The 13,499-nt window shown below is 39.8% G+C and carries 14 protein-coding genes; 6 read left to right on the plus strand and 8 right to left on the minus strand.

The window, feature by feature from the left end:
• The first annotated feature begins 120 nt into the window (after positions 1-120).
• Genes HMPREF9071_RS00165 through HMPREF9071_RS00190 form a run of 6 tightly spaced genes read left to right on the plus strand, consistent with a single transcriptional unit; the run spans position 121 to position 5,719 of the window.
• Positions 121-1,581 carry an aminoacyl-histidine dipeptidase gene (locus HMPREF9071_RS00165; RefSeq protein WP_009401246.1) on the plus strand — a complete coding sequence of 487 codons (1,461 nt, stop codon included), beginning with the start codon at positions 121-123 and terminating at the stop codon, positions 1,579-1,581.
• Between the two features lie 37 nt (positions 1,582-1,618).
• The gene (locus HMPREF9071_RS00170; protein WP_009401247.1) at positions 1,619-2,419 is read left to right on the plus strand and encodes an outer membrane protein assembly factor BamD; all 801 of its coding nucleotides are present in this window, start codon (positions 1,619-1,621) and stop codon (positions 2,417-2,419) included.
• Positions 2,416-2,763: a DNA-directed RNA polymerase subunit omega gene (locus HMPREF9071_RS00175; RefSeq protein WP_009401248.1), complete on the plus strand. Its 348-nt coding sequence runs from the start codon at positions 2,416-2,418 to the stop codon at positions 2,761-2,763. Before HMPREF9071_RS00170 ends, HMPREF9071_RS00175 begins: the two co-directional genes overlap by 4 nt.
• Positions 2,744-3,955 (plus strand): bifunctional phosphopantothenoylcysteine decarboxylase/phosphopantothenate--cysteine ligase CoaBC, encoded by a 1,212-nt coding sequence (gene coaBC, locus HMPREF9071_RS00180; RefSeq protein WP_009401249.1) that lies wholly within the window; start codon positions 2,744-2,746, stop codon positions 3,953-3,955. Before HMPREF9071_RS00175 ends, coaBC begins: the two co-directional genes overlap by 20 nt.
• Positions 3,956-3,978: 23 nt before the next feature.
• The gene (locus HMPREF9071_RS00185; RefSeq protein ID WP_009401250.1) at positions 3,979-4,863 is read left to right on the plus strand and encodes a DUF4835 family protein; all 885 of its coding nucleotides are present in this window, start codon (positions 3,979-3,981) and stop codon (positions 4,861-4,863) included.
• A gap of 13 nt (positions 4,864-4,876) precedes the next feature.
• The gene (locus HMPREF9071_RS00190) at positions 4,877-5,719 is read left to right on the plus strand and encodes a ChaN family lipoprotein (protein WP_009401251.1); all 843 of its coding nucleotides are present in this window, start codon (positions 4,877-4,879) and stop codon (positions 5,717-5,719) included.
• Positions 5,720-5,756: 37 nt separating this feature from the next.
• On the opposite strand, the gene HMPREF9071_RS00195 is transcribed toward HMPREF9071_RS00190, so the two are convergent.
• From HMPREF9071_RS00195 to HMPREF9071_RS00230, 8 genes are all read right to left on the minus strand, one after another.
• A complete protein-coding gene (locus HMPREF9071_RS00195) occupies positions 5,757-6,281 on the minus strand; it encodes a hypothetical protein (protein ID WP_009401252.1) in 525 nt (174 codons plus the stop codon).
• A 499-nt stretch (positions 6,282-6,780) separates the two neighbouring features.
• Entirely contained in the window at positions 6,781-7,491 is a 711-nt protein-coding gene (locus HMPREF9071_RS00200) for a DUF4272 domain-containing protein (RefSeq protein WP_009401254.1), read from the minus strand.
• Positions 7,492-7,502: 11 nt separating this feature from the next.
• Positions 7,503-8,237, minus strand: a complete 735-nt coding sequence (locus HMPREF9071_RS00205) for a hypothetical protein (RefSeq protein ID WP_009401255.1) — start codon at positions 8,235-8,237, stop codon at positions 7,503-7,505.
• A gap of 47 nt (positions 8,238-8,284) precedes the next feature.
• Positions 8,285-9,142 carry a hypothetical protein gene (locus HMPREF9071_RS00210; protein WP_009401256.1) on the minus strand — a complete coding sequence of 286 codons (858 nt, stop codon included), beginning with the start codon at positions 9,140-9,142 and terminating at the stop codon, positions 8,285-8,287.
• Between the two features lie 123 nt (positions 9,143-9,265).
• Positions 9,266-10,657 carry an RtcB family protein gene (locus HMPREF9071_RS00215; RefSeq protein WP_009401257.1) on the minus strand — a complete coding sequence of 464 codons (1,392 nt, stop codon included), beginning with the start codon at positions 10,655-10,657 and terminating at the stop codon, positions 9,266-9,268.
• 48 nt (positions 10,658-10,705) lie between these two features.
• A complete protein-coding gene (prfH, locus tag HMPREF9071_RS00220; protein WP_009401258.1) occupies positions 10,706-11,407 on the minus strand; it encodes a peptide chain release factor H in 702 nt (233 codons plus the stop codon).
• A gap of 57 nt (positions 11,408-11,464) precedes the next feature.
• Positions 11,465-12,247 carry a hypothetical protein gene (locus HMPREF9071_RS00225; protein WP_009401259.1) on the minus strand — a complete coding sequence of 261 codons (783 nt, stop codon included), beginning with the start codon at positions 12,245-12,247 and terminating at the stop codon, positions 11,465-11,467.
• A gap of 371 nt (positions 12,248-12,618) precedes the next feature.
• A complete protein-coding gene (locus HMPREF9071_RS00230; protein WP_009401260.1) occupies positions 12,619-13,479 on the minus strand; it encodes a DUF6268 family outer membrane beta-barrel protein in 861 nt (286 codons plus the stop codon).
• Positions 13,480-13,499 lie beyond the last annotated feature (20 nt).

The following is a 13,499-nucleotide window of genomic DNA, read 5'->3' on the forward strand; positions in this document are numbered from 1 at the left end:
TGTGATAAAAAACGCTCTACAGCTATATGCTAATTGAATAAATTTTTGTACCTTTGCACACCATTTATTTTTAAGACAAGTGTAAAAGCTTGTTAAGTATTAATTTTCAATCTATTTATAATGAGTACAACCATTAGAGAATTAGAACCAAAAGAGGTATGGAATCGCTTTGCCGACCTCAACGGCGTACCACGTCCTTCCAAGAAAGAAGCGAAAGTAACTGCCTTCATGGTAGCATTTGGTAAGAAACTCGGTTTAGAGACACATTCTGACCATGCAGGAAATGTTATTATCCGCAAACCCGCTACTAAGGGATATGAGAACAAAAAAACTATCATTCTCCAATCTCACTTGGACATGGTATGCCAAAAAAACAATGATACCGTTTTTGATTTTGATAATCAAGGCATTGAAACTTATATAGATGGCGACTGGGTACGTGCTAAAGGGACTACCCTTGGTGCTGACAATGGTTTGGGAGTTGCTGCTATTATGGCTATTCTCGAAAGCAATACTATAGAACACCCTGCCATAGAAGCACTCTTCACTACCGATGAGGAAACAGGAATGACTGGTGCCAAAGAACTTAGTTCTGATGCTCTTAGTGGGAAAATTCTCCTTAACCTTGATACTGAAGAAGATAATGAAATAGAGATAGGTTGTGCTGGTGCTGTAGATGTCTCTGCTTATCATGACTATACAGAGGAAGCAACCCCTAATAATGTAGTAGCTTTCCAGCTAAGTATTACAGGCCTTATCGGTGGACATAGTGGACAGAATATCCATATGGGACGTGGTAATGCAAACAAAATCATGAACCGCTTGCTCTTCCAACAATATGAAAAATACGGTCTACGTCTAAGTCAATTACATGGAGGCGGCTTGCGCAATGCCATTCCTCGTGAGAGCGAAGCCCTCATAGTAGTACCTACTGAACACAAAGTAGCCTTCGAAAAAGAACTTAAAGAAAATGCCGCTATTATATTCAAAGAATTACAACCGGTAGAAGAGCATCTCTCCATCACTCTAAAGGAAGTTGCTACTCCTGCTAAAGTAATGGATGTAAAATCTCAAATAGCACTTTTCAGAGCAATTGCAGCAGCTCCTTGTGGTGTATATGCTATGAGTCGCAGCGTAGAAGGCTTAGTAGAAGCAAGTAACAATATTGCTAATGTAAAAGTAGAAAATGGTAAAATAGCCGTATTGAGCATGACTCGTTCTTCTGTGGAAAGCAGCAAGCATGATCTAGCTAGTAGCTTAGCCGCTGCCTTTGAATTGGCAGGGTATAAGATAGAGTTCTCTGGAGAATACCCCGCTTGGGAACCTAATGCTAATTCTCCTATTTTACATGTACTAACAGAAGTATATGAACGACTTTTCCATGAGAAACCTAATGTAGCAGCTATCCACGCCGGATTGGAGTGTGGTCTTTTGGGTGAACACTTCCCTCATATTGATATGATCAGTTTTGGCCCTACCATTCTCGGAGCTCACTCACCCATTGAAAGGGCAAGTATCTCCTCCGTACAGAAATTTTGGAAATATCTTTTGGAAATTCTAAAAAATACCCCTGAAAAATAAAATTAGGAAGTATTAAAAAAATACGTATCTTTGCCCAATGAATATGAAAGGAAAAGTAATAGCTATAATGCTTATTATTTCTCTTGCTTTTTCAGCTTGTGGAGAATACCAAAAAGCCTTAAAGACAGAGGATTATGAACTAAAATACAAAGTAGCTAAGTCTCTTTATGAAAAAGGAGATTATGCTCGTAGCATGCGCCTTTTGGAGAAGGTCGTGGGTTTTTATATAGGTCGCCCTCAGGGAGAAGAGGCTTTATACATGTATGCAGATAGTTATTACAAACGAAAAAAGTATTTGTTGGCAGCGTATCAGTATGAACGGTTCACTAAGAATTACCCTCGTAGTGAAAAGGCTGAACAAGTTCTCTTCCTACAAGGAAAATGTTACTTTTTGGAATCTCCAAAATATAGCTTAGACCAAGAAGGTACTTATAAGGCTCTGGATGCACTCCAAGAGTATATTGACAGATACCCAAATAGTGAAAATCTACGAGAGGCTAATAATATGGTTTTGGAACTACTTACTAAGCTCCAACGTAAGAGTTTTGAAATAGCCAAAGGATATGATAAAATTCGTGATTATCAGGCTGCTATTAAGTCATTTGATAATTTTCTAATTGAAAATCCTGGTTCTGTATTCCGTGAAGAGGCTCTGTACTATCGCTTTCATTCAGCTTATGAATTAGCAAAAAATAGTGTAAAGAGCAAAGAGAAACAGCGCTTTGAAGAAGCTAAGAATCAATATGAGAATTTCGTACGTATTTTCCCAGACTCTGACTTTAAAGGAAGGGCTGATAAAATGTATCAAGATATTTTAAAGAAAATAAGTGAATTATGATAAATTTGAAACGCATTGATGCACCGCAAAGTACCATCACCTATGATAAGAATAAAATAGACGCCCAAACGGGTAATCTCTATGAAGCTATTTCCATCATAGCCAAGCGTGCTTCGCAAATCAATGCTGAAATTAAGCGAGAATTGGAAGAAAAATTGGAAGAGTTTGCTATCAATAATGATAGTTTGGAAGAAGTTTTTGAAAATAAAGAACAAATAGAAGTTTCCAAATTCTATGAAAAACTTCCTAAACCTCAAGCTATTGCTGTAAAAGAGTGGTTGGATGGGGACATTTATTATCGTTATGCCGATGAAGAACACAACCATGAATATTCCTTCGCTTAAAGGAAAAAAGATACTTATAGGAATTACTGCTGGAATAGCAGCTTACAAGATTCCAAACCTTATACGCTTGCTTGTCAAAGAACAGGCAAGCGTTAAGGTTATTATGAGTAAAGACGCCTGTCAATTTGTAACACCTCTTACTCTCTCTGTGCTCTCTAAGAATAAAGTATATACTTCTTTTCAAACCAATGAACATGAATGGAATAGCCATGTAGAACTTGCCCAATGGGCGGATGTATTTCTTATAGCCCCCACCACTGCTAATACATTGGCTAAAATGGCAACAGGTATCTGTGATAACTTAATCTTAGCCACTTATCTCTCAGCCAAATGCCCTGTATTTTTTGCTCCTGCTATGGATCTTGATATGTACAATCATCCTTCTACTAAGCATAATATCTCTCTTTTAGAATCCTACGGAAATCATCTGATTCCTTCTGAAGAAGGAGAACTTGCCAGTGGCTTGATAGGAAAAGGACGTATGGCAGAGCCTAAGGTCATAATGGATACGCTATCTCAGTTTTTCTTTACTAAGAAGGACCTCTTCAAGGGAAAGAAAATCCTTATTACAGCAGGCCCTACTTATGAAATGATTGATCCTGTGCGCTTTATAGGAAATTTCTCCTCTGGTAAAATGGGAATAGCTTTAGCTAATATAGCCTCCTTAATGGGTGCTGAAGTCTCTTTGATATTAGGTCCCTCATCTTCACTTCCTATAATAGATAATGTAAAAGTATACCATATAGTAAGTGCTGAACAGATGTATGAAATAACTAATGAGAAGTTTGAAGAATCAGATATAGCCATATTAGCAGCTGCAGTTGCTGACTATAAACCACAAATACAAGCTCCTCAGAAAATCAAAAAGAAAACAGAAATATTCTCCTTAGAATTGACAAAAACCCAAGATATATTAGCTTCCTTAGGGAAAAGGAAAAATAAACAAATCCTTATAGGTTTTGCCCTTGAAACAGAAAATGAAATAGAAAATGCTAAAGGAAAACTCACTCATAAAAACTTAGATGCTATTGTACTAAACTCCCTCAATGACAAGGGTGCAGGATTCGGAGGAGATACCAATAAAGTAACTTTTATTACCAATAAAGGAAGAGAGATTCCTATTCCTCTGAAATCAAAAACAGAAATAGCTATAGATATTCTTACAGAAATCCACACTGAATTGATAAAATAGAGCTTCTTTCTAAATTTTATTCTATGAAAAAACTTATTATTATTTTCCTAATTCTACTCTCCCCAGTAGTTTACTCTCAAGAACTCTCTTGTAAAGTAACTATGAATACACAACGTATTAACCAGACAAATCAACGTGTATTCTCCGTATTACAAAAATCTCTACAGGAATTTATTAATAAAAACCAGTGGACTAATATAAAGGCAAGAGAGAATGAGCGTATTAACTGTTCTTTTGTTTTTACTTTCACTTCTTTTGAAAATAACAATTTCACCGCGGATATACAGATACAAGCCTCTCGTCCCGTATACGGTAGTGCCTACCCTACTCCCTTACTCAACTATCAAGAGAAAGGGGTCTCTTTCTCTTACCTTGAGAATGAGCCTATCTATTTTAATCCCAGTAGTTATACCTCTAATCTGTCCTCCTTTATTGCCTATTATGTATTGATTATTATTGGTTTAGACGCTGATACTTTTGCTCCTATGGGAGGAGTTCCTTATTTTGAACAAGCTCTTTCAGTAGTACTCAATGCCCAAAGTAGCTCCGATAGTGCCTGGCAACAGAATGGTTCTAATAACCGTTGGCAAATGGCAACCGATCTCTTAGCAGAAGATTTCACTCCTTTCCACAAGGCACTATACACCTATCATCGCAAGGGATTAGATATCATGTCACAAGATGCCCAAAAAGGAAAAAATGAAATAGGAGCTGCTCTCTTAGAACTCAATCAGATTAATAACAGCCGTATCAATCGGTTTATCTCTCAGCTCTTCTTTGATGCTAAAGCCGACGAAATAGCTTTGATTCTTTCCGGTGGAAAGCCTCTAAATAAAAAAGAAGAGGTGCGTGCTGTACTCTTGAAATTGGCTCCTACGCATGCACAAGAATGGGGGCAGATAAAGTGAAAAATGAAGGAGTATGAGAACGATTTTGTTTTACTTGGGGTTGTTACTAACTATTGAAGGTTTTGCTCAGGATAAAAAAGCCTTTGTTTTCTTTGACAAGAAGGGCAAGCATACTTCCTATAAGAAGCTCCTGAAAAGGAGCCAAAAAGCCGATGTAGTACTCTTTGGCGAGTATCATAACAACCCTATTGCCCACTGGTTGGAATTGGAACTTATCAAAGACCTACAACCCAATCACCCACTTATCTTAGGGGCGGAGATGCTGGAGCGAGACAACCAAGAAGCCTTAGATCACTATTTGCAGGGAGCTATTGACCAAAAGGGTTTGGACTCCTTAGCTCGCCTATGGAAGAACTACAAGACGGATTATAAGCCTCTGGTAGATTTTGCCAAGAAACACCAGTTCCCCTTTGTGGCGACCAATATTCCTCGTAAATATGCCAACCTTGTCTATAAGAAAGGGTTGCAAGCCCTTGACACGCTGCCCAGCACAGAAAAACAATGGATGGTACGCCTACCTTTTCCCTATGACGGTACACTCTCCCAATATGAGAAGATGAAAAAGATGCTAGGACACAATACGGAAAACTTCCCCATGGCAGAGGCTATTAAGGACGCTACCATGGCCGAGTCTATATTAGCACACTTAAAGCCTAATACTCTCTTTGTTCATTTCAATGGAAGCTACCATTCCGACTTCTATCAAGGCATTTGGTGGTATCTCAAGCGTGATCGACCCAACCTACGGATCTTGACCATCTCCACTACCTCCCAAGCAGCGCTTAAAAAACTGGCTAAAGAAAGCTATAACCAAGCCGATTTTATTTTAGTCGTTGATGAAGACTTATCTAATTAGATAATTTGTCAATAAGGTAAAGAGATGAGGCTTACAATCACAGCCATTTTCTTCTATAGCCCACAAGCAGTATAAAGCACAAACTTACCACTGTGTTAATTGCAAAATTAATCAGAGGAGCATGTTCTAAAAGATTTTCTCTTAATAAAGAAGTTTCCTCTTGTTCTTCAAAAGGTCGGGTAACTACAAACTCATAGAGGGTTAGCAGCAATAATCCCCCACTGAGCACAAACAAGACATTTTCATAACGCTTATTTTTATATCTTATCAAATAGAGGATATTCAACAGCAAAAGGAAAAATGCAAAAAAGATAGGCACAAGAGTCCATTCTATAAGGTTTAACTCCCAGTCATAGTACACAGGACATACACATTGGCACAGAAAGTAACCTACTGCTACGTTATAGATGATGGTACCCCATGTTATTATTTTTTCTAATAGAGTAGAAAAATCATTCTCTGTATTTCTTATTACAAAAATAATCAAGTGAAGGACTAACAAAGGAAACAAAAGTTTCATTGCTATCTCTAATTCTAAAGATATAGCAGGATATAAGTGCATAATAATTGTATTAAGGTCATTAGAACTTTCTTATTGTCTCATTTTTAACTATGTATCATTTCTATAAACATTTGTAACAGCCTCATCTATTATCCAATATAAACCTATATAGAACAAAATACTCAGAAGAATAACAAAAAAGGTTATTAAAGAAATAGTGAAATTTCGTGTTTTTTCTCTATTTCTTATTCTGGTGAATAGCTGATATATAAAAAGAGATGGAAATAAGAGATATGCAGAAACAAAAATACTTCCACAAACAAACTCTATGATGCTCTTTTGGTAAAAATCCTGATTATAGAAAAAAGTAACTATTATTATCGGTGCAAGAATCACTGATAATAAACACCAAATATTAAAATATAAAAGAAACTTTCTTCTCATTCCATTCTTTTCTTAATGATAAACAATAAAATCAATTTGTTTTCCTTCCTTACTCTCAAAGATAAAATCATTGAGATTTTTATATTATGAAAATGATATTTTAACTATTCACCTACTAAGTATTCAAATCAGGGTAATCCCAAGCGTTATAGGTATCAGTAAGGTTATCGTTCTCTTCATCTTTACAACAGAGCCACTCCAAGCCTGCACGGCGTTCCATTACCACTTCTTCATCTATACCTGCTGGGTCTGATCCATTCACACGAGCATTGACCGCCGCCCAGTGATAGCGATAATGCAAGTCTAAGGCTTGCAATATTTCATCTATGGGGCGCAAGGTAGTATGTGCCATAAAGTCGCTAAGTCCTTCAAAACGATCCATTGTATGCATTACCAAATCACAATCACAAATCTCATTGGGAAACGATAGCTCTTCTACGATGCCTAAAGCCCAGAGCAATGTCCAAATCGACTCATATTTCCAAGCAGCATTTATAGCTTCTGCTTCGCTTACAGCACCTGCAATCACCTGTTTCTCCATAGGGGTAAGCAGGTCAAGAGCATCGTATTTGGCTGAAAGAAAATCTTGTGTCATATATACCTTATCCTCCTCAGTATATTCCTTTTTACCGATAGATAAAGCACACATGATAGAAGCAAAAGAGCAAGCAACCCGCTCAATAACTTCCTTTTTATCACGAGGGGTTACTTCCTCTGTTTCATAACGCAAGGGCAAATGCTCTATATAAGGCACACCTTGCGAGGCAAGTATGGCAATACTCTTGTTTTTGCGCTCTTGCGCAGTAATAATATTGTTATGTTCCATAAATTTTGATGTTATTTATTATGAAAGGCTTTTACAGTTAAATCGTGCAACTGCTGTGATAAATTTTCCTCCTCCAAATACCAAATATCCTGATTGTATTCCCACTGAAAAGGTCGGTCATAAGATTTCCAAATTTCGGCAGCCTGCTTATAAACTTCTTCTATTAAAGGGGTGATTTGTAAAGCTTTCCCCACTGTATCCATCATTAGGTGCCAATTATCCAAATCAGCTGGATTATCCGTGTGAATAGACTTTTCCGCTGGAAGAAAATATACAAAATCACTCGTATTAAATGGGAAAGAAGTATGTAAAATTGCTATCTCATAGATGCTCTGTGCAATAACAGTGGGTACTTGCTCATCTGAATAATATGAATTGGAAACATACAAAAAAGGACGAAGAATACCAATCATATTCATACAAAAAGGGGCAAAGGCGTATTTTAAAATCGCTGGTGTAAATGAAGAGGGGCGAATAAAACTAATTGCACTATCTATTTCTTTTCTTCTGGCATCAACGTATTTTATTTTTTTGAGTCGCCAAGCAGGCATCAGTTCCAGTGACATTTCAATAGATTTGAGATGTTTGTCCCTTTTCTCTATAGGAAAATTCTTCAGTTCTGCGATTCTGACAACAGCCTCTTTCCAAAAAGGGATTAATGTTTTTATCCACTGAAAGTGTCGCAGATAAATCGTATCAAGGTCTTCTTTTTCAAGTACACTTCTTATTTCAGTAAGTTTTACCATATCTCAAAGTCAACATTCAAAAGTCTTTAGTAAAGGATTTTTTTGTTTTAGTATTTATAATTTACTTTCCCAAAAGCAATAGGCTGAGGGTTCTGCACCACCCAAGCGGTCGTTAATTCGCATAGGCGATGAGTGCCTATGCCATCATCTTCTAAGATGTGTTTTTGAATATTGGCTACTTCGGTAAGTTCTGCTTCGGTAAGTGGATTACCCTGAGTCAAGTAACCGCTAATGGTTGTGATCATCTTGCGGTATTCCTTATCCCAGTTGCTCATAGCGTTACGCAAAAGTTCATCATTCACTCTACCTGCAATACGCACTACCTCACCCTGCACAGTGGATGCACTGCCTTTGCTAGATACCAAAAGTATCCAAGCCTGTTCGTAACGCTCTTCCCACGTATCGCCTGCCAGTACAATAGGCAATTTGCCATCATGCTGTATGCGACGTGGTACAGGAGGCACATCAAAGAGTATGTATAGTTCTTGGAGGGAAGCATCTGCTTCTTCTAACCATTCAGAATTAGTATCAGCACGGCGAAATTCAAAATCTTCACCTATGATAGTGAGTCGTTCTCTAGCATATTCAGTAGGCTTCAATCCTGCGTTCAAATAAATTTTGATAGCCTTGAGAGCTTGAGGCAGATAGCCTCCGCCGTTATGAGTGTACGCTCTATCACATTGTGCCCCCATATTATCTTTGGCATTGATATCTGCCCCTTGAGCAATCAGCCAGTCCATTAGCTCCAGCGGAATCTTATGAAAAGAAAGCGCAGGGGTCTTGAACGAACGACGATCGTAAGCGTTTAACTCACATTCGTTGAACACCGCTTTAAGTGCGTCTAAATCTTTGGCTTCTAACAGTTCGTTGAAGTTGGCGGGAAGGGTTTTCTTTTTCTTGGTCATCTCTTTGAGTGAAAAATGAATAGTGAAAAATCATGGGGACAAAGATAGTAAAAATAGTAACAAATGACAAATGACTGATTCTACCGTGTTATTAGTCACTTGTTGCTTGTCGTTAGTCACTAACTACCTGTCCATACGTACAATTCTCGGCTGAAAAGTACCAATAATGTCCACCAAATCACTTTGGGAAGCCATTACCGTTTCTATGTTTTTATAAGCCATAGGGGCTTCTTCGGCATTGCCTCCGATGAGGGTAATATCCTTGACTTTGAGGGCTTTTTTGATATCAGAACTGGTAAAGCGGCTACGGCTTTCATTACGAGAGAAAGCACGCCCTGCCCCGTGTGAAGCCGAATCAAAACTCTCGGCATTGCCCTTACCGCGCACAATGTAGCCTGCCTCGGTCATGGAAGCAGGGATAATACCCAATACACCCTCCCCTGCTGGGGTCGCTCCTTTGCGATGTACAATCACCTCCTTACCATCGTGAATTTCCTTCCATGCAAAATTGTGATGGTTCTCAATACGTGCTCTTAGGCGACCGCCTACCGCACGAATAAGTCGGCGGTGAATGTCCTCATGACAAGCCGAAGCGTAATCGCCCGCAAGGTTCATAGCCGTCCAATACTCTAACCCTAAGTGGGTAGTGAGATCCAGCCAAGCAAACTGTTGGGCTTCCTTCGGGAGCGGACACTGTTCGGCAGCTACGCGTACGTAATACTGAGCAATTTCCGCGCCAAAGCCACGCGACCCACTGTGAGAAAGTATACCGAGATATTTTCCTTTGGGCAAACCTATCTGCGGATCGTCGGCTAAGAGTTCTACCTCGCCAAACTCCACAAAGTGGTTGCCACTGCCCGAAGTACCCATCTGCTTGATTGCCTTATCCTTCAATCGCTTGAGGATAGGAATCAGTAAAAAAGTATCGCGGTCGAAAATCTCGTGCTCTACATGCGACTTATGATGTTCGTACATACCAAACTTGGTGTGCTCCATAAGGGCTTTCTCATACTTATCACGTGCCCCTGAGAGGTAGGACACAGGGATATCCAAGATACTAAGGCACATACGGCAACCAATGTCCAAGCCTACCCCATAGGGAATCACGGCATTCTCTACCGCCAGCACGCCCCCTATAGGCAAGCCATAGCCACTATGGGCATCGGGCATGAGGGCACCTCCTACTGAAATAGGGAGCTTGAGCGCTGTATAGAGTTGCGTTTTAGCCTCTTCAGTGATGTCATCGCCAAAGATATGATAAGGCGCTCGTGAGGCATTGAGCTGTCGTTTTTCGGTTTTGGTAGATGAAAGCAGCGCTTCGGCTATCTGACCAAAAGTAAGATGCCCCTCGTACTGCACAGGATTTTTTAAAATATCTTCAAGTACCGACTTTACATAAGCGGCATTCTTAGTAGCGAAATTGCGCTTCATCACTTCTAACGCTACATTAATAGATTGATTATTCGGGAAGCCTAACTTGAGGAGGTCTTTCCCTTTGAGTTTTAAATTTGCCATTTTTTTTAGGTGTTAGGGCTTAGGTATTTGCTAAGCGAATTACCATTGTTAATGGGCGAATTGCCATTCGCCCCTACAGAGACGTTTGGCAGCAGCACGTTCTTTCTTATAGCTCTTTTCTACATAAGTGCTTTTAAAATCAGTGCCTTTGAAAGTGCGCACAGGGTTGCCTCGTTGCACTTGGGTGTGATTGTTCCAATGGCTCTGCGCTTGCTCGGAAAGTTGCTGGAGTTCTATCTCGATGAGTTTCTCTTTGAGGCGGGCAAGGGCGAATTTCTTATTGTCGAGTTGCGAACGCGAATCCTGTGCCAATACGCTGATACCCGTAGGCAGATGGGTGGCACGTACGGCTGAATTTACCTTGTTTACATTCTGTCCGCCATTGCCTTGCGAACGAGTAGTTTGGAACTGTACATCGCACTCGGAGAAAGGCTGTCGTTGCAGTTGGTCAAGCTCAAAAACGCCTATATACCAATTGCTGCGCTGGTGGAACTTACGAAAAGTGCTCTTGCCTACCCAGCACACTGTGCCGAGCCAAGTTTTCAAAAAAGCGGCTAACTCCTTGCCTTTGAGTTGCACCGTAACCGATTTTACAGTGAGGTTGGCATCGCCTTCCTCACGGCTGAGAATAGTATAGCTGATGCCCGCTTGGGTGGCTTCTTGCAAAAAGACTTTCAGCACTTTGGCCACTACCCATTGGCATTCTAAGGGACCGCGCCCTGCGGTGATTTGTATGATTTTTTCTTGCATTTTCTTTGTTTTTTTGTAAATCAGACAAGTCTGACGGGCAGACTGTTCAGATAAGGGTTAAATATTGACCTCTAAGAGGAAATCAGCGATTTCTATTGCTGAGGTGTGATACTTAAGGGCTGCGATTTCTTTTAGCGGGGTGCGTTTGTACTTTTCCTTAGGCGTATAGCGCTTCTCGTATTGCTTCCACGAATAACTGCCTCCATAGATTTTATGCCTGATAATACCCCTGTTCTTATAATCTTCTGTGACCTTCTCCAAGTCGGCAAGTTCTCGCTCTATGGCTACATCTATAGGGCGGTAGTGTGTAATCATATAGGGTCTTACTCGCAGCTCAAAACGCCATTGGTCTATAAACTCATAATAAGTTTCAAAACGCTTAGAACGATGACAGTAGCATTCTACTTTGCCAAAAAGTGCCTGCTCTCGTGGTGTAAATCTGCCTTTGCGGCACCGCTCTTCCCACTCCCATTGACTGAAAGAGCGAAGTTCTTGTTTTAGAGGTATATAGGTACGCTTTCCTCTACGCTTTTTCTTCTTTTGAAACTTGCGATTATCAGCATACTGATAGGTATTGATTTTCCTCAACAAATCTTCAAAAAACTCACCTGACTTACTGCGTTTCACATCTTCACAGACAACAAAGAAACGCACATAACCCCTTTGGTAGGGTTCGTCAAGAGGAACAAGAGGCAGTTCACGACGTTGTTTTAAGAGCACGTCTTGTCGTTTGTTGCAAGCGCGCAAGTACTTTTCATGGTCGGTTCGAGCAATACGTTTACGAGAACGCAGATTGCGGAGGCGAGTTCCTCCTTCGGATGTAATATATAGATTTCCCATCTCAATTGACAATTAATAATTAACAAATTGCTTCGGGAAATGTCGTAGTATGACAAGCGATTTTCCTCTCCTTTGGAGAGGACTGAGGTAAGGAAAAAGCCCGAAGCAGTCGCTTCGGGCTTTTCTATATATTATACTATTATTCTAATCAAGCGGATACGCCACGAAGCGTTACCTTGTGCAAAGGTAATTCTATGGTAATATGTAACTTGATATAGGTCATTTCTTCAAAAGTTTTAGAAGGTTAAACAATAGTTGTTTAAAATCAGGGGCAAAGATAATGATTAATATTCAATGATTAACGATTAATAACAAATAATTAACAGTTTTACCCGTGAGTCAATCAGTAAATTAGTAAATTTGACAATGAGCTAATTTACTAATTTTATCCCTACTGAGAAATAGAATGCAGGACTATAGCTTTGTTTGGACGTCCCTTCCAAAGTTTGTGTAAAGAAAGTATTAAACTTCCGCTCCTTGTAGATGCTCATACGCATAAGGTCTATCCCCACAACCAAAGGGATATATAGGTATTTGCCTACCTTAAAATCAGGTTGTAGACCAATGATACTATGCTGGGTGAAAAAGACAGCTTTTTTGCCCTCCTTTCTCAAGAAAGCGGCATAGATAGAAGCGTCGGCTAAGAGATACAGTGAAAAGACGTCATTAAAATGATAGCCTATAGCCCCCTTTCCTCCTTCTAAGAAATTACCTTTAGCCCATCCTGTCCATCGCTCCCCTTGATATTCTACAAAAGCAGTAGGAAAAATCATGGGATAACTCAAGAGGGTATTGACGAGCGTTCCTGCCCCTATTTGCAAATGTTGGTTCTGATGCCAGATAAAAAGCAAGGCTCCATTGGCTACTACATTTTCCCCTATTGCAATGGACGAGAGTCGGTTTTCAGTCGTATATATTCCTATCCCTATCGCTGCAAGCCATGACCAACGGGTACCTAATGGGCGCAGATGCAACACATTAGCACTAAGGTTCATCGTCTGATAAGGTAGCTCCTCTGTAGGGTTCATCTGTTGAAAGACTATATTGCCCCCCGCTGTCCAGACGCCTATACGCCTATAGGAGTCATTGGCAAGCGAATCAAGATGTATGGGCAATTGTAGGGAGAGTTCCTCCCTCAAAAGGTCTTTTTTACCCAATATATCTGTCTTAAAAGAAACCTGAGCAGAGGCAGAGAAAAAGTAAAAGGTAAAAAGTAAAAGATATTTCTTCATCTAATTGTTAATCGTTAATT

Source organism: Capnocytophaga sp. oral taxon 338 str. F0234 (genome assembly GCF_000192225.1).
In the GTDB taxonomy this organism is placed as follows: Bacteria; Bacteroidota; Bacteroidia; order Flavobacteriales; family Flavobacteriaceae; genus Capnocytophaga.